At 70.5% G+C, this 16408-nt stretch carries 17 protein-coding genes; 7 read left to right on the forward strand and 10 right to left on the reverse strand.

Translation table 11 applies throughout. The features are described 5' to 3' along the window. Positions 1–12: 12 nt before the first annotated feature. From M3E84_RS04790 to hutU, 5 genes are all read right to left on the reverse strand, one after another. Positions 13–729: a bifunctional 2-polyprenyl-6-hydroxyphenol methylase/3-demethylubiquinol 3-O-methyltransferase UbiG gene (locus M3E84_RS04790; protein WP_259894912.1), complete on the reverse strand. Its 717-nt coding sequence runs from the start codon at positions 727–729 to the stop codon at positions 13–15. A gap of 47 nt (positions 730–776) precedes the next feature. Then, the gene (locus tag M3E84_RS04795; RefSeq protein WP_259894913.1) at positions 777–1211 is read right to left on the reverse strand and encodes a VOC family protein; all 435 of its coding nucleotides are present in this window, start codon (positions 1209–1211) and stop codon (positions 777–779) included. Between the two features lie 156 nt (positions 1212–1367). Continuing rightward, positions 1368–2723: a YjiH family protein gene (locus M3E84_RS04800; RefSeq protein WP_259894914.1), complete on the reverse strand. Its 1356-nt coding sequence runs from the start codon at positions 2721–2723 to the stop codon at positions 1368–1370. A gap of 33 nt (positions 2724–2756) precedes the next feature. Then, entirely contained in the window at positions 2757–4031 is a 1275-nt protein-coding gene (gene hutI / locus M3E84_RS04805) for an imidazolonepropionase (RefSeq protein WP_259894915.1), read from the reverse strand. Continuing rightward, on the reverse strand, positions 4028–5758 hold the full coding sequence (hutU, locus tag M3E84_RS04810; RefSeq protein ID WP_259894916.1) for a urocanate hydratase: 1731 nt from the start codon (positions 5756–5758) through the stop codon (positions 4028–4030). The genes hutI and hutU overlap by 4 nt, the downstream gene beginning before the upstream one ends. Before the next feature lie 205 nt (positions 5759–5963). Between hutU and hutG the strand changes: the two genes are divergently transcribed. Then, positions 5964–6917 (forward strand): formimidoylglutamase, encoded by a 954-nt coding sequence (hutG, locus tag M3E84_RS04815; RefSeq protein ID WP_259894918.1) that lies wholly within the window; start codon positions 5964–5966, stop codon positions 6915–6917. Here hutG and M3E84_RS04820 read toward each other — a convergent pair. Beyond that, the gene (locus M3E84_RS04820; protein WP_259894919.1) at positions 6892–7473 is read right to left on the reverse strand and encodes a hypothetical protein; all 582 of its coding nucleotides are present in this window, start codon (positions 7471–7473) and stop codon (positions 6892–6894) included. The genes hutG and M3E84_RS04820 overlap by 26 nt on opposite strands. Positions 7474–7553: 80 nt before the next feature. On the opposite strand from M3E84_RS04820, the gene M3E84_RS04825 reads away from it, so the two are divergent. Continuing rightward, positions 7554–8153 carry a hypothetical protein gene (locus M3E84_RS04825; protein WP_259894921.1) on the forward strand — a complete coding sequence of 200 codons (600 nt, stop codon included), beginning with the start codon at positions 7554–7556 and terminating at the stop codon, positions 8151–8153. A 428-nt stretch (positions 8154–8581) separates the two neighbouring features. After that, positions 8582–10027, forward strand: coding sequence for a branched-chain amino acid transport system II carrier protein (gene brnQ, locus M3E84_RS04830; RefSeq protein ID WP_259894923.1), 1446 nt, complete (start codon positions 8582–8584; stop codon positions 10025–10027). An 18-nt stretch (positions 10028–10045) separates the two neighbouring features. On the opposite strand, the gene M3E84_RS04835 is transcribed toward brnQ, so the two are convergent. After that, the gene (locus M3E84_RS04835; RefSeq protein ID WP_259894924.1) at positions 10046–10576 is read right to left on the reverse strand and encodes an O-acetyl-ADP-ribose deacetylase; all 531 of its coding nucleotides are present in this window, start codon (positions 10574–10576) and stop codon (positions 10046–10048) included. A gap of 32 nt (positions 10577–10608) precedes the next feature. Continuing rightward, entirely contained in the window at positions 10609–11406 is a 798-nt protein-coding gene (locus M3E84_RS04840; protein WP_259894926.1) for an alpha/beta fold hydrolase, read from the reverse strand. Positions 11407–11507: 101 nt separating this feature from the next. Here M3E84_RS04840 and M3E84_RS04845 point away from each other — a divergent pair, with 101 nt between their 5' ends. Then, positions 11508–12818, forward strand: a complete 1311-nt coding sequence (locus M3E84_RS04845; protein WP_259894928.1) for an Nramp family divalent metal transporter — start codon at positions 11508–11510, stop codon at positions 12816–12818. 51 nt (positions 12819–12869) lie between these two features. On the opposite strand, the gene M3E84_RS04850 is transcribed toward M3E84_RS04845, so the two are convergent. Then, complete coding sequence (locus M3E84_RS04850; protein WP_259894930.1) at positions 12870–13451, reverse strand: mismatch-specific DNA-glycosylase; 582 nt, start codon at positions 13449–13451, stop codon at positions 12870–12872. Positions 13452–13645: 194 nt separating this feature from the next. Here M3E84_RS04850 and M3E84_RS04855 point away from each other — a divergent pair, with 194 nt between their 5' ends. Both M3E84_RS04855 and M3E84_RS04860 read left to right on the forward strand, forming a co-directional pair. Next, the gene (locus M3E84_RS04855; RefSeq protein WP_259894932.1) at positions 13646–14101 is read left to right on the forward strand and encodes a hypothetical protein; all 456 of its coding nucleotides are present in this window, start codon (positions 13646–13648) and stop codon (positions 14099–14101) included. Positions 14102–14479: 378 nt separating this feature from the next. Further along, entirely contained in the window at positions 14480–14614 is a 135-nt protein-coding gene (locus tag M3E84_RS04860; RefSeq protein ID WP_259894933.1) for a hypothetical protein, read from the forward strand. 43 nt (positions 14615–14657) lie between these two features. Here the strand turns inward: M3E84_RS04860 and M3E84_RS04865 are convergent, their stop codons facing one another. Further along, entirely contained in the window at positions 14658–15629 is a 972-nt protein-coding gene (locus M3E84_RS04865; protein ID WP_259894935.1) for a GlxA family transcriptional regulator, read from the reverse strand. 102 nt (positions 15630–15731) lie between these two features. Between M3E84_RS04865 and M3E84_RS04870 the strand changes: the two genes are divergently transcribed. Further along, positions 15732–16370 carry an HD domain-containing protein gene (locus M3E84_RS04870; RefSeq protein WP_259894936.1) on the forward strand — a complete coding sequence of 213 codons (639 nt, stop codon included), beginning with the start codon at positions 15732–15734 and terminating at the stop codon, positions 16368–16370. Positions 16371–16408 lie beyond the last annotated feature (38 nt).

The raw sequence follows: 16408 nt of genomic DNA on the forward strand, positions 1-16408 counted from the left end.
CCCCGCCGGCCTTCAGCCCGCCGAGCGCACAGCCTTCAGGATCTCGTCGTGCGTGTGACCGCCGCCGGCACCGCCCTCGACGTGGCGGGCACGACGCTCGCGGGCGGTGATCTCCCAGCGCGAGGAGCGCTGCAGCGCCGCCTCGAGGTCCTCGATCGAAAGGTAGTCCTCCGGGTCGAAGCCGTGGGACCGGGCCTCCTCCGGGTCGATGTCCGCGTGAGCGACGAACAGCAGCGTGCCGCCCGGGGCCACGGCCCCCAGCAGCGCGATGAGGTTCACACCCTCCGGCTGGGCGGGCAGGGCCGGGTAGAACGCCGAGACCAGGTCGTAGCCGTCCTCGGGCAGCTCGGTGTCATCGAGCCCTGAGTGGATCCACTCGGCCTGGACACCGGCGGCCTCGGCGGCGGCGCGGGCATGCTCGAGGGCCACCCCGGAGATGTCCAGACCGGTGACCTGCCATCCCTGCTGGGCGAGCCACACAGTGTCCGCGCCTTCGCCGCAGCCGACATCGAGCGCCGTGCCGGGCTCGAGGTCGGCGACCTCCGCCACGAGCGCCTGGTTGGGCCGGCCGCTCCAGCGCCGTTCGGAGGGCGAGTAGATCGCATCCCACGCCTCGGCCGTGTTGCCGCGGCGCAGCAGCTCGAGATCCTCTCCCCCGCCGTGGTCATGGTCGTGGGAGTGGCTGTGCGCATGCGCGTGCGGCTGGGTGCTGTCCGTCGAATCGTTCATGAGAATGATTCTAAACTACTGCTGAGCTCGGGCGGACGGATGCCGGCTCAGTCGCGCTGCGCGGGCCCCTCCGCCGGCACCGAGAAGCTCCACATCACGCCGTAGCGATCGAAGGTCTGCCCGTACCAGTCGCCCCACGGGGCCTTCATGATCGGCATGCCCTCGGAGCCGCCGCCGTCGATCAGCGCAGCACTGAGCTCGCGGGCCCGCTCGATCTCGGACTGGGTGCACAGCAGCGAGTACGCGGTGTCGCGCAACGGGTAGGACTCGCCGATCGAGTCGCCGCCGGCGATGTCCCCGCCCTCCAGGTGCAGCACGGCATGGGCCACGGCCTCGGCAGGCGGGTCGAAGGGCAGGCCCTCGAGCTGCATCTGCCCGTAGGTGATGATCTCGAGCTCGCCTCCGAAGACCTCGTGCCAGTGCGCGAAGGCCTCGGCGGCGGTGCCGGGCAGGGTGATGTAGGCGGCGATCGACTGCGACATGGGGACTCCTCAGGAGGTCTCGGCCGCGACGCCGTCGGGCCGGCGCCGGTGGGCACAGTATGCCCGAGCGGGGCTGGCCGGCACGGGCGGGGCCCCCGATCGCCGCGCGAAGCGACGGTCGGGGGCCTCATCCTGGGGCGCTGCAGTCCCGGAGCTTCAGAGCAGCAGGTGAGCCAGCGGGGCTGCGATCAGGATGGTGAGCACCACGCGCTCGAACCAGATGATCACCAGGTGCCACAGCTTCACGGGGATGTCCGTGGCCAGGATCGAGGGCACCATGGCCGAGAAGAAGATGATCCCGGACACGGCCACCACGCCGATCACAAAGCGGGTCACGATGGAGTCGACGTCGGCCACCTGCGTTGCCGGCAGGAACATCTCGACCAGCCCCACGGCCACCGCCTTGCCGGCCAGCACCGGCTCATCCATGCGCGTGATCCAGGTGAAGGGCACGAACAGGTAGCCGAGCCAGTCGAAGATTGGCGTGAACTTGGCCAGCAGCAGTCCGATCAGGCCCACCGAGAGGATCGAGGGCAGGATGCTGGCGGCCATGAGGGTGCCGTCGCGGAAGTTGGTCCAGATGTTGCGCCCGAAGCTCGGCGTGGCGCGCAGGACGTCGACGGCCTCCGACCAGGCGGCCTGCATGCGGCTGCCGTGCACCGTCGCCTCCGGCTGCGGCTCCGCCTCGGGGTGGAAGTCGTCCGGGATCCTCGACAGCGGCGGGATCCACACCGTGATCGCGGTGACGACGAAGGTCACGACCAGGGTGACGAAGAAGTACGTCAGCCAGATGTCCATCAGCCCCAGCGTCTTGGCCACGATGATCATGAAGGTCGCCGAGACGGTGGAGAAGCCGGTCGCGATGATCGCGGAGTCGCGGGCGGTGTACTTGCCCTCGCGGTAGACGCGGTTGGTGATCAGCAGGCCCAGCGAGTAGCTGCCCACGAAGGAGGCGACGGCGTCGATCGCGGAGCGCCCCGGTGTGCGGAAGATCGGGCGCATGATCGGCTGCACCAGCACCCCCACGAACTCCATGAGCCCGTAGCTGACCAGCATGGCCAGGAACACCGCGCCGATCGGGACGATCAGCCCCACCGGGATCACCAGGCTGTTCCACAGGAACGGCCCCAGGTCCTCGGCGGCCAGCCAGGCCGGCGGGCTGGTGAGCATCAGGATCGCGACGATCAGCCCCACGATGTTCAGCAGGGAGAACACCGTGCGGGTGGCCGAGCTGCGCCAGCTGCCGGTGACGAACGGCCGGACCGTGCCCAGGATGATCAGTGCCAGGGCGACGTAGGGAACCACCGAGGCGGCGTTCGTGCGCAGGGCGGTGACCAGATGGTCCAGGGGGATCGTGGACTTCTCGCCGATCGTGATCGGGACGAAGAACATGAACAGCCCGATGAGGCTGAAGACGAAGAACCGCCAGACACCCGGTGCGCGGCCGGTGTGCTGATCGGCCCGCCCGGGCTCAGGGGCCCCGACGTCGGAGGGGACTTGTGCTGCTGACATGGTGCTGCCTCGAAGGTGACCGGACCGGGCGCTTCAGCGGCCGGTGGAGGGGTGGATGACGCAGCGGGGGTTCGCGGCGATGAGCTGGCCCCCGCGGTAGACCTCGGCGACCTGCTGGACTCCTGGGCGGTAGACCAGGTGCCGGTACGACGGGGCGTCGAGCACGCAGAAGTCGGCTCGGGAGCCGGTGCGCAGGCTGCCGACGTCGTCGCGCTCGAGCGCGGCGGCGCCTCCGGCCGTGGCCGCCCACAGGGCCTGCTCGACCGTGAAATGCATGTCGCGCACGGCCACGGCCAGGCAGAACGGGAGGCTCGAGGTGAAGCACGATCCCGGGTTGCAGTCGCTGGCGATCGCCAGGCGCACGCCGGCAGCCAGGTAGCGGCGTGCATCGGGATAGGGCTGCCTGGTGGAGAACTCCACGCCCGGCAGCAGCGTCACGACGGTACCGGACTGCGCGAGCGCAGCGAGATCGTCATCCGAGGCGAAGGTCGCGTGATCCGCGCTGGCGCACCCGGTGCGCGCCGCCAGCTGCAGGGCCTCGCCCTGGGTCAGCTGGTTGGCGTGCAGCCTGGGACGCATGCCGTGGGCACGGCCGGCAGCCAGGATCCGCTCGGTCTGCTCGGGGGTGAACGCGCCCTCCTCGCAGAAGACGTCGATCCAGCGGGCCAGCCCCTCGGCCGCCGGGATGATCTGCTCGATCACCAGCTCGACATAGGCCTCCGGGTCCTCGGCGTACTCCGGCGGGACGATATGCGCCGCCAGGAGAGTGGCCTCGTGCGTGTGGCGGCGGATGATCCGCAGAGCGCGGATCTCGTCGTCCAGGCTCAGCCCGTAGCCGGTCTTGACCTCGAAGGTCGTGGTGCCCGAGCGCTGGGCCTGGCCCATCAGCCGGACCAGGTTGGCCTCGAGCCGCTCGTCATCGGCCTCGCGGGTCGCGGCCACGGTCGTGCGGATGCCGCCGGCGGAGTACGACTGCCCGGCCATCCGGGCGGCGAACTCCTCGGAGCGATCGCCATCGAAGACCAGGTGGTTGTGGCTGTCCACGAAGCCCGGGATCACCGCCGAGCCGCCGACCGAGACGGTCTCGGCGCCCTCGGCCAGCTCCGCGGGGACCTCGGAGGCGGGACCGGTCCACGCCACGCGGCCGTCGTCGAGCACCAGCGCGGCGTCGCGGATCAGCCCGAGCAGCTCGAGGCCGGCCGGGGCCTCCCCCGGACCGCCCGACGGCGCCCCGTGCGACGCAGGTGCAGCCGAGGGATCGTTCGTGACGAGCTCGCCGATGTCGGTGATCAGCATCCGGGTGCTCATGCGTCCTCCTGGCGGTCGGCCTGGGCGCGGACGTCGAGCGCCGGGTCCATGGGCACGCGCATCCCGCGCTGCTCGGCGACCTCGTGGGCGCGGTCGTAGCCGGCATCCACGTGGCGGATGACGCCCATGCCGGGGTCGTTGGTCAGCAGGCGCTGCAGCTTCTGGGCCGCCAGCTCGGTGCCGTCGGCCACGGAGACCTGCCCGGCGTGGATCGATCGGCCGATGCCCACGCCGCCGCCGTGGTGGATCGAGACCCAGGTGGCGCCCGAGGACGTGTTCACCAGGGCGTTGAGCAGCGGCCAGTCGGCCACGGCGTCGGTCCCGTCGAGCATGGACTCGGTCTCGCGGTAGGGGCTGGCCACCGACCCGGAGTCCAGGTGGTCGCGCCCGATCACGATCGGCGCGGAGACCTTCCCCTCGGCCACGAGCTGGTTGAACAGCAGACCGGCCTTCTCACGCTCGCGGTAGCCCAGCCAGCAGATGCGCGCCGGCAGGCCCTCGAACTCGACGTATTCCTCCGCCGCATCCAACCAGGTGTGCAGCGACTCGTTGTCCGGGAACAGCTCCTTGAGCGCCTGATCGGTCACGCGGATGTCCTCGGGATCCCCGGACAGCGCGACCCAGCGGAACGGGCCCAGGCCCTCGCAGAACAGGGGGCGGATGTAGGCCGGGACGAAGCCCGGGAACTCGAAGGCGCGGTCGTAGCCGGCTTTGCGGGCCTCGTCGCGGATCGAGTTGCCGTAGTCGAAGACCTCGGCGCCGCGATCCTGGAAGCCGACCATGGCCTCCACGTGCTTGGCCATCGCCTCCTCCGAGCGGCGGGTGAACTTCTCCGCGTCATCGTCGGCCTCGGCCTGCCAGTCCTCGAGCGAGACGCCGATCGGCAGGTAGGACAACGGATCGTGAGCGGAGGTCTGATCGGTGACGATGTCCACCTCGGCGGCCTCGGGGCGCTCGAGCAGCACCGGCAGCAGCTCGGCAGCATTGCCGACCAGGCCCACCGACAGCGGACGCTTCTGCCTCTTGGCCGCCAGCACGGCCTCCAGCGCGGAGTCCAGGTCGGTCTCGACCTGATCCAGGTAGCGCTTGGCCCGGCGGCGCTCCAGGCGGGTCTGGTCGACGTCGATGATCAGGCACGCACCGCCGTTGAGCGTCACGGCCAGCGGCTGCGCCCCGCCCATGCCGCCGCAGCCGGCGGTCACCGTCAGCGTGCCGGCCAGGGTGCCGTCGAAGCGCTTGCGGGCCACGGCGCCGAAGGTCTCGTAGGTGCCCTGCAGGATGCCCTGGGTGGCGATGTAGATCCATGACCCGGCCGTCATCTGGCCGTACATCATCAGCCCCTCGGCCTCGAGGTGGCGGAAGTGCTCCCAGTCAGCCCAGTCCCCCACGAGGTTGGAGTTGGCGATCAGCACGCGCGGTGCCCACTCGTGGGTGCGCAGCACGCCGACCGGCTTGCCGGACTGGACCAGCAGGGTCTCGTCGTCCTCGAGGTCATCGAGGGTGCGCACGATGGCGTCGTAGGCCTCCCAGGACCGGGCGGCGCGCCCGGTGCCGCCGTAGACCACGAGGTCCTCGGGGCGCTCGGCGACCTCGGAGTCCAGGTTGTTCATCAGCATGCGCTTGGGCGCCTCGGTCTGCCAGGACTTGGCCGTGATCTCGGTGCCGCGCGGTGCGCGGATCACGCGGGAGGGGTCGTGGCGGGTGAAGGGCTGCTCCGCTGCGGGCATTCCGGGCTCCTCGGGTGGTGGGGTCAGATGGCCCGTCTGTGACGGGCGTCTCCCCAGTGTGGGAATGCGGAAGGCCTCCCTGAAGTGGTGCGGGTCACCTTCTGTCCGGTATGCCAGACAGGTTCGACGACGGCGCCGCGCCGAGTCGCTGCCGTCTGCCTAGCCTGGAGGGGATCACCCTGCGCCCATCCCCGAGGAGCCTTCCGTGAACACCCTTCCCGCCTGGAGCGGACGCAGCGACGGGCCCGGTGACGAGCACCGTCGCGTCTGGAGCTCGATCATCGGCCCCGCCTCCGCCGACGAGTCCCTGCGCTCGGCGACCCCGGATGAGGCCGACGCCGTGCTGCTCGGCTTCCGCTCGGACGAGGGCGTCTCCCGCAATGCCGGCCGCGTCGGAGCGGTCGACGGCCCGGCGGCCCTGCGCAGCGCACTGGGGTCGCTGGCGCTGCAGCGACCGCTGCGCCTCTACGACGCCGGCGACGTCACCACCCAGGGCGAGGACCTGGAGGGCGGGCAGGCGGAGGTCGGTCGGCAGCTGGCCGAGCTGCGGCGCTCGGCACCGCTGAGCATCCTGCTGGGCGGAGGCCACGAGTCCGCCTGGGCGAGCTACCTGGGCATGGCCGAGCAGTGCCGCGGCCGACGCCTGGGCATCCTCAACCTCGACGCCCACTTCGACCTGCGCCAGGCCGATCGGCCCACCTCCGGCACGCCGTTCCTGCAGATCGCCCAGGACCGCGCCGCGACCGGCGACCGGTTCGACTACCGCGTGATCGGGATCTCCGAGGCCAACAACACCCGCGCGCTGTTCGACACGGCCCGCGAGCTCGGGGCGGACTGGCTCACCGACGTGGAATCCCAGCAGGCCGATGCGGTCGTGGCGCAGGTCCGCGAGTTCGCCGAACGGGTGGACGAGCTCTACCTGACGATCGACCTGGACGTGCTGCCGGCCTCCGTGGCCCCCGGGGTCAGCGCACCGGCAGGCCTGGGCGTGCCCGCGCACGTCATCCTGGCCGCCTGCACGGCGGCAGCCGCCTCCGGGAAGCTGCGCCACGCCGATGTGGTCGAGCTGAACCCGGCCTTCGACGTCGACTCGCGAACGGCCCGCACCGCCGCGCGGCTGATCCAGACGATCCTCAGCGAGGCCGCGGCGACCCGATGAGCCCGCACTGCGCGAGCTCGCGATCGAACCCCCCGGCCAGACAGCGCTGATGGATCTCGAGGGCCACGTGGTGCGGACGCCCCGCGCCGTACCACTCGTGGTCGTGGCTCATGATCGGCTCCCCGCGGTGCCAGGCCATTCGCATGCAGGTGCCGATCGCGCGCAGCCGTCGGCCGTCGCGCAGCACCACCATCACTCCGCCAGGCGAATACAGGCCGCGATCGACCTCCAGGTGATCCACCGCAGGCCACGGCACCTGGCGGGTGCGCCCCATCCTGCGCAGGATCAGTCCCCGCGAGGTCACGGTGAAGCGCCACAGCTGCGACAGCCACAGCAGGGTGCACAGCGCCACGGCCGGCAGCACCATGACAGCGACCAGGACGATCCCCGCCCGCAGGTTCCCGGAGGCCAGCACGATGCTCGGGACGATGCCCGACAGGATCAGGAGCATGCCGATGCACAGGGCGGCGAGCACCCGGTAGAGGATGTGGGAGGAGGCGTCGTAGAACACGAAGCCGCCATCGCTGCCGCCGCGTCGGCCGTGCATGGAAGTCATGGCCTCAGTTTACATCAGCAAATGCATTGCGCGGGGACGGGCCTGGTGGCCGCGCCTGCCCGGTGCCTACTGTGAGACCCATGGGCAGCACAGAGCAGCTGGCGATCCTCGAGAAGGACGGTCTGCTGATCATCCCCTCGAACCGGCGCCGCGCAGCCCTGCACCTCCTGCTCAGCTCGCTGGTCGTGGCCCTCGGGGCGGTCATGTGCGCGCTGGCCGCCCGCGGGCTGGAGGCCGCCGTCCAGATCTTCCTGCGCCCGGGCCTGTGGCTCGGCGCCGCGCTCGTGATCATGGGGGCGATCGCGCTGCGACATGGCCTGCACGTCCGGCGCAGCGGCCTCCAGCTGATCCTCACCGACGAGTCCCTGGTGCTCGAGCACCGGCCCGGCGGCACCTGGTCCACGCTGCACCGGCTGCGCTGGGAGGAGATCGTCGCCTTCGCTGCGGCCCCTGGCGCACTGCCCGGGGCTCGCGGGCACGTGATCTGCACTCTGCGGCCGGGGGCCGCACGGCGGCTCGTTGAGCAGCGCGCGGCCCGGGCCGATCCGGCGCACCGCCCGAGCTGGGCCGAGCGAGCCACGCGGATCGAGGCGGGCCGCACCGTCATCCCCGGGCAGATCGGCGACGGGCACTCCCAGCTGCTGGAGCTCCTGCGAGCCGCCCACCGCCGGTTCGGCTGAGCCCTCAGTTCGAGCTCGCGGCCTCCTCCCGCCGTCGGCGCGCACCAAGCGGGTGGTGTCCGTGATGGAGACGTGGCCCTCGTCAGTCCAGCGATCGGCCATCAGCATCACGGTGAACCGCCCCGGGGCGGTGCCCAGCAGGATGTCGATGTTCGTGAACGGCAGGGTGCGCACGTGGGCCTGGTGCAGGGCCTCGATCGGCTCGGGGCACGCAGGCTCGGGCTCGATGCCCAGCCGCCGCAGATAGGCGGGGATGTCGAAGTCCTCGGTGTGCCAGAAGGATCCGGTGAGCTCAGCGTCCATGGTGTTCCCTCGCGGGCTGCGCACCGGATCCCGGCGCTGAGCCGAGCCTAGGCGCATCGGCCGCAGCGCGGAGGCACGCGCCTCGGCTGTGCGATCCAGCGCGCTCGGGCTGGGATGATGGGCGAATGTCCCCTTCGAGCACCTCCTCCTCCCACGCCTCCGCAGCCCCTCCGGGGAGCACCGAGAACGCACCGGGCGGTCGCGGCGGACGACGCTCCGGCGCCGTGCTGATCGCCTCGCTGATGCTGTTCTCCATGTTCTTCGGCGCGGGGAACCTGATCTTCCCGCCCATGCTCGGCGCCCAGGCGGGCTCCAGCACCACCCCCGCCCTGCTGGGATTCCTCACCACGGGCGTGGCGCTGCCGGTGCTGGCCATCCTGGCGATCGCCGTCACGGGGCGTGATCTGCAGGATCTGGCCAATCGCGGCGGGAGGGTCTTCGGCATCGTGTTCCCGGTGCTGGTCTATCTGTCGATCGGCGCGTTCTACGCCCTGCCCCGCACCGCCTCCGTGAGCTTCGAGACGGCGATCGACCCGTATCTGGGTGAGGGCTCCCTGCTGATCACGGCGGCCTTCAGTGCGCTGTTCTTCGCGGTCTCGCTGCTGCTGGCCTTCGACCCGAGCGGGATCGTGGACCGGCTCGGGCGGTACCTCACCCCGGCGCTGCTGATCCTGCTCGTGGTGCTGATCGCCATGGCCGTTCTGCGCCTGAGCGCACCCGGCCACGGCCCCGCGGAGGACTACTCGTCGGCCCCGTATGTGACGGGCTTCCTGGAGGGCTACAACACCATGGACTCCCTGGCCGGTCTGGCCTTCGGGATCATCGTGGTGGCCAGCCTGCGCGCCAAGGGCGTCTCCGACGGTCCCGCGATCGTGCGCGGCGTGAGCATCGCCGGACTGATCGCCGGCGTGCTGCTGGCGGCCGTCTACATCGGCCTGGCGATCGTGGGGCTGCGGATGCCCGACGGCCAGGCCCACGCCGACGGCGCCTCCCTGCTGGCCGATGCCGCCGTGCAGGTGCTCGGCGGGCCGGGGGCGGTGGTCTTCGGGCTGATCGTCGTGCTCGCCTGTCTGACCACCTCGGTGGGCCTGATCGGGGCGACCTCCGAGTTCTTCCACAAGCTGGTGCCGGCCCTGTCCTACCGGGTCTGGGCGATCCTCTTCACGATCATCGCCTTCCTGGTCTCCACCGCCGGGCTCGAGACCGTGCTGGCCATCGCGGGGCCGATCGTGGGCTTCCTCTACCCCGCCGGCATCACGCTGATCCTGCTGACCCTCATCGAGCCGCTGACGCGCCGGCGCCTGAACCTGACGTTCCGCCTGGCGCTCGCGGTGGCGATCATCTGGGCGGCGCTGATGACGCTGAGCTCACTGGGCGTGGCGGCCGGCCCGATCGAGTCGCTGATCGGCTGGACGCCCCTGCACGAACAGGGCATGGGCTGGGTGGCACCCACGGTCGCGGCGGCCGTCGTCGGGTTCATCGTCGATCTGGCCCGGGGCGCCTCGGATCCCGTGCCGGTGGGCGGCGAGTCCCAGGAGGCCGCTCAGGAGCGGGTCGACGCCTCCTCCTGAGCCCGTCCCGGAGGACGCTCAGTCCTGCAGGTTCGAGATCGCGGAGCGGAAGGCCTCCTCCGCAGTCTCCCCGAAGGGCACGAAGACGATCTCGTCGATCTGCTGCCCCACCTCCGCCCGCATCGCCTCGGATGTCTCGACGGCGATGCGGGCGGCGTCGTCCATGGGCCAGCCGTAGACCCCGGCCGAGATCGCCGGGAAGGCCACGGTGCGCGCACCGATCTCGATGGCCGTGCGCAGGGACTGCCGGTAGCACGAGGCAAGGGTCTCGGACTTGTCGATGGTCTTGGCATAGGTGGGCCCCACGGTGTGGATGACCCAGCGCGCGGGCATCTCCCCGGCCGTGGTGGCCACGGCCTGTCCCGCCGGGAGGCCGTCCGGCAGCTGCTCGGCGCGCAGCGCCTTGCACTCCTCGAGGATCGACGGACCGCCGGCGCGGTGGATCGCGCCGTCCACGCCGCCTCCGCCCATCAGGGACGAGTTCGCCGCGTTGACGACGGCATCGACGTCGATGGTGGTGATGTCGCCTGGCTGAATACGAAGCTCCATGGCAGCGAGCCTACGCGGGGCTGACGTGCGGGTCAGTCGATCAGCTCGTGCAGCAGCTGCTCGAACTCCTCCGGCTTCTCCGAGTGCACCCAGTGGCCGGCGCCCTGGACGGTGCGCAGTTCGACGCGCGGGAAGAGCTGGGACATCAGCGGCAGCTTGGCCTCGCTGACGTAGTCGGACTTCGACCCGGCGACCCACAGCACGGGGCCGTCGAAGCTCTGGTTCGTGTTGGGAAAGCCGCCGATCTCCTCCAGCGACTGGTACAGCAGCTCCAGGTTCGGCTGCCATACCCACCCGCCATCCGCGTGGCGGAGGTTCTGCAGCAGGAACAGGCGCACCGAGTCCTTGGGGATCGCCTGGGACAGCTTGGTGTCGGCGTCGCCGCGGCTCTCGAGATTCGCCAGATCCAGCTCGCGCAGGCTTCCCAGCAGGTGCGGGAACTCGCCGCCGCCCTCCCAGGACCGGCCCGGGGAGATGTCCACGACCATGAGCCGCTCGATCAGCTCCGGGTGGCGCAGGGCGATCAGCATGGCGACCTTGCCGCCCATGGAGTGGCCCACGAGCATGATCTTCCGCCCGCCGGCCTTGGCGCGCAGGGCCTCCGCGACCGTGTCCGCCATGTCCTCGTAGGAGAACTCGTCCGTCCAGCCCGAGGTCCCGTGGTTCGGCAGGTCCACCAGCAGGCTCGTGCACTGGGCCGAGAGGTTTTTGGCGAAGCGCGTGAAGTTCTTCCCGCGCCCCATCAGCCCGTGCAGGAACGCGACGACGACGGGGCCGTCGCCGACGGTGGAGATGGTCACGGAGGCTGCGGCTTCAGACAGTGCGGACATGGGATCGACGATAGCCGCCGTGAGCGACAGCAGAGGGGCGCTCAGCGGCACCGACCTCTAGGGTGAGTGGACCCTCTCCGCCGACGTCCAGGACGCCCATCATGACCGTTCCTCCCTCCGCCGCCGCCCGCCCTGAGGAGCAGCAGGCTCCCCGCACCACCAGGGGCCGGCTGCGCCTGATCGGGCCGGGGATCGTCCTGGCGCTGTCCAGCGTGGGCGCCTCGGACATGATCACCACGCTGAACTCGGGGGCCGAGCACGGGCTGGCCCTGATCTGGGTCTTCACGGTCGGCGTCCTGCTCAAGTTCGTGCTCTCGGAGGCCGTGGCCCGGGTGCAGATGAGCGGGGATCGCTCGCTGATGTCGCACATGTCCAGCGCCGGCGGACGCCTCTTCCCGGCGGTCTTCCTGGTGGCCGAGCTGCTGGTGGGCCTGTTCTTCGGCGCCAGCGTGGTCTCGGTGTGCGCCCTGATCCTGCAGAGCCTGATCCCCGGGCTGCCGTTCTGGCCCACGGCGATCGTCGTGCTGGCCTCCGCGGTGGTCATGCTGTGGGTCGGGCGCTACGGGTTCGTCGAGAAGGTCATGATGGGCTTCGGCGTGATGATGTTCTTCGGCATCGTCGCCCTGGCGATCACCACGGCGCGGGGGCATGAGGCGCAGGAGATCGCCGCGCAGACGATCATTCCCGCCATGCCCGGCGGCTCCCTGATCACCGTCCTATCGCTGATCGGCGGCGTGGGCGGAGCCACCGGCATCCTGGCCTACTCATTCTGGATCCGGGAGAAGGCCTGGCGCGGCGTGCAGTGGAAGGCCACGATCCGCACGGACCTGGTCATCAGCTACGGCGTTGTCCTGGTGTTCGCGGTGGCCATGACCATGGTCGGGGCCTTCCTGCTCTTCGGGCAGGGCTTCACGATCTCGGACAACGGCGCCATGTTCGCCATGGCGGATTCCCTCGGCGCCTCCCTGGGCGGCTTCGTGCGCCTGGTCTTCCTGCTCAGCTTCCTGGCCGTGGTCTACACGAGCATCCTGGGCGGGTTCTCCGGAATCGCCTACGTGACGGCCGACTGCCTGCGCGTGCTGCGCCGCTACCCGCATCAGGACGCCCCGGGCCTGGACATGTCCTCCCGGGCCCCCGAGTTCCGCGTGGCGCTGGTCTACCTGACGATCTGCGCGCTGGCGATCATGGGCACCGGCCGCCCGGTGACCCTGGTGCTGATCTACGCGGCCATCAGCGCCTTCATCCTCCCCGCGCTGGCGATCGCGCTGCTGGTGCTGCTCAATCGCGCAGCGATCCACGAGACGCTGCGCAATCGCGCCCCGGCCAATCTCCTGCTGGTGGCCTGCTTCCTGCTCTTCGGCTTCCTGGCCGCCATGCAGGTCGCGGAGTCCGTCGGGGGCCTGCTGGGCTGACGACCCGCTGGTCCCGACGACAGCCGCGAGTCCCTCTGCGCTGGGCCCCGCTCAGCCGGCCGCAGACTCCGCAGCGATTCCCGCGGCCTCGGCGATCTCCCCGTAAGCCCGCGCAAGGTCGTCCACGGAGGAATGGGCGTTCAGTCCGCTCGGATTGGGGGCCGCGAACAGCCGCGTCCCCTCCCACGGAGACTCCTGCTCCCCTGTCGTCGCCCGAGGCAGCCCGAAGGCCGTGCGGTAGGCGGTGATCCCGACGACGGCCACCACCGTCGGGCGATGCTCCGCGACGGTCGCGGTGAGCCTGTCCCGACCCGTGCGCAGCTGCTCGCGGGTGAGCTCGTCCGCCCGGGCCGTGGCCTCCGGCCACAGATTGGTGATGCCGATGCCGCGCGAGGTCAGCTCCGCCAGGTCGTCGTCGCTGAATCCGTCGGCCGCCCGGATCAGGTGCCTCGTGATCCCGGCTCGGTGCAGCGCGGGATAGAAGCGGTTGCCGGAGCCGCTGAAGTGCGCGCCCGTGGCGGCGGAGCGCAGGCTCGGATTGATCCCCACGAACAGCAGCCGCAGAGGATCGGGCAGCAGGTCCGGGACCTCCCGCCCGTAGTGCTCCTCCAGCTGCTCCCGTGTGAATCCCATGGCCCCAGGCTATGACCTCGAAAGAGCGCGGATTATGCGGCTGCAAGCACCTGATTGTTATCGGAAGGTGATCGGATTCCCAGGCTGAGGGCCCTGACATTCAGGTTCATCTCCCTATGGTGGGGACTCCCCCCGGCGGTCCCGAGGAAGCACTGGAAGAAGTGGGGCCGCCTCACCGCACGGAGGTGTGAGATATGCGCAAGAGCATCCGCCGAACCCTGGCCGTTCCCATGCTGGCCGCTGCCGCAGTGGCCGGCTCGACCGTGGCCGCCAACGCCGCTCCGGACCAGGATCCCGCCCCTGCCTCCGAGCAGTCGGGCGTCGGTGTCATCACCGCCGACGGCCAGCCGACCACCAACGGCGACTACCGCCAGGACCTGGCAGCGGTCGTGACCTTCCCCCAGGCCGATCCGACCGTGCAGGACTACGTCCAGATCACCTTCCACGGCGTGCCCACCGGCCCGCTGGTGCCGCTGGATGAGAACGGTCAGGCCGAGGTGCCGCTGTACATGTCCCCGGGCTCCTACTTCGTGGGCGCGAACTACGTGGAGGACGGCCAGGAGGTCACCGATACCGTCCAGCTGCCGGGCTTCACCGCCACGGCACCGCTGCCCGGTGAGGAGGACGCACCCGTCGTCCCGGTGCAGTGATCGGCTGAGCACGGAGTCTGCAGAAGTCCCACAGCTCATGAGACCCGCATTGCCCCTCCGGGCGGTGCGGGTCTCGCCGTCTGCGAATGCGGCGACCTGCACGCTGAGCCGCCTTCCCTGAGCTGACTTCATGACCGCGCATCAGGACCCCCCTCAGCCCCTGCTCGTCCTCGGCGCCAACCACCTGCGTCCCGCCGCCGAGACCGATGGTCTCGGCAAGGTGCTGGCCTGGAACCCCGTGCAGCTGCTCGTCGGCGGGTTCGGGCACCTGGCCGACGGCGGCCACCTGCTGATCTGGCCGAACGGCGTGAGCTTCGAGCCGCACTCCATGAACCTGCCGGCGGGAAGTGGTGGGCGCCCGCGGAGGCCATCCGGATCGTGCGCACCTACTCGCAGCAGCTCTCGAAGGGCCTGGAGATCGAGCTGCAGGACGACACCACCCGCAGGTTCGTCGTCGGCGACCGCGAGAACGTCCTGGAGACGCTGCGAGCGCTGGGCCTGCCGACCGGCTGAAGCAGGCGGCACCGGGGACCAGCCGCCCCTACTCATCCCGTGCCTAGGGGCCCGTGCTGGTGAAGCGCTCGCGGAAGCCGCTCGGCGTCACCCCGAGCTGCCGCAGGAAGGCGCGGCGCATCGTCTCGTCCGACCCGAATCCAGCTCGCCTGGCCACTGACGTCAGCGGCATGTCGCTGTGGATGATCTCGCGGGCGGCGTCGACCCGCGCGGCCTCGAGCCACTGCATGGGCGACAAGCCTGTCTGCGCCCTGACCAGCCGGTGCAGCTGCCGAGAGCTCACCCCCAGGCGCTCGGCCATGGACGCCACGGAGTGACTGCGCTCCGGATGCTCAAGCACCTCGCCCATCACCGTCTGGAGCCCCGCATCACCCACGGTCGCCTGTCGCAGGGCGGAGGAGAACTGCGCCTGTCCGCCCGGGCGCTGCATGAACACCACGAGCTCGCGGGCGGCCTCACGCGCCACAGCCGCCCCCAGATCCTCCTCGACCAGAGCCAGGGTCAGGTCCAGTCCGGCGGAGATGCCCGCCGAGGTCGCGATGCGTCCATCACGCACATGGATGACGTCGGGCTGGACGGCGAGCAGCGGGAACCGGTCCGCCAGCGCCTGCGCATGGCGCCAATGAGTGGTCACGCGGCGTCCGTCGAGCAGTCCGAGCCGGGCCAGCACGAACGCTCCCGTGCAGACCGACGCCACCCGGCGGGCGCTCTGCGCCAGGTCCCCCACCAGCTGCAGCAGCTCGTCGTCGATCGGCTCGGCGACCAGCCGGTCCCCGCCGACGACGATCACCGTGTCCGCAGCGCCTTCTGCGCTGGGCGACTCCGCGAGGACCTCGGGCCCCGCCGACCAGCGCACCCGGCCGCCGGCGGCGGAGACCAGACGCGTGCAGTACTGCTCCCCGGACGGATCGGCGACGCGCAGGACCTCGAGCGGGCCGGTGGCATCCAGCAGGGTCATGCCGTCGAACACCACGATGTCCACGCGGCGCATCGGAGCTGCACCGTCGGGGGTCATGTCCGATTCCGAGGGGATGCAGACTGATGGAACATGGCCCGATCCTATGCGGCGGACCAGAATGGATATCAGCATCTTCACCGCACCGAAAGGATGGATCCCATGGCCGAGATCATCGCCGGCATCACCATTCCCGACAGCGCCGTCGCCCGGGAGGCCACTGAGCTGGTCCGCGACGTCGAGTCCGATCTGCTGTATCACCACAGCCGTCGCGTGTTCGTCTTCGGCTCCCTGCGCGGGCACGCCCTGGGCCGCGGATTCGACGACGAGCTGCTCTACATCTCCGCGATGTTCCACGATCTCGGGCTGACCGAGAAGTACCGCTCCGACGACCTGCGCTTCGAGATCGACGCCGCGAACCTCGTGCGGGACTTCCTCACCGGCCACGGCTACAGCCAGCACGACGCCGAGGAGGCCTGGGCCTCGATCGCGCTGCACACGACCCCCATGGTCCCGCTGCACATGTCCCCGCTCGTCGAGCTGGTGACCCGCGGCGTGGAGCTCGACGTGATGGGCGTGGACTACCACGAGCTCACCGACGCCCAGCGCGAGGAGATCACCTCCGTGCACCCCCGCCCGCGCTTCAAGGAGGGCATCATCGAGTCCTTCGCGCAGGGCTTGTTCCACCGCCCGCAGACCACGTTCGGCAACGTGAAGGCCGATGTCCTGGCCGATCAGATGCCGGGCTTCGAGCGCGGCAACTTCGTCGACGAGATCCGCGGCTCCGACTGGCCCGAGTGATCGCTCGCTTCACCTGAACCGCATGACGACGGATCCCC

The sequence above is a fragment of the Kocuria sp. p3-SID1428 genome (assembly GCF_025149945.1).
GTDB lineage: Bacteria > Actinomycetota > Actinomycetes > Actinomycetales > Micrococcaceae > Kocuria.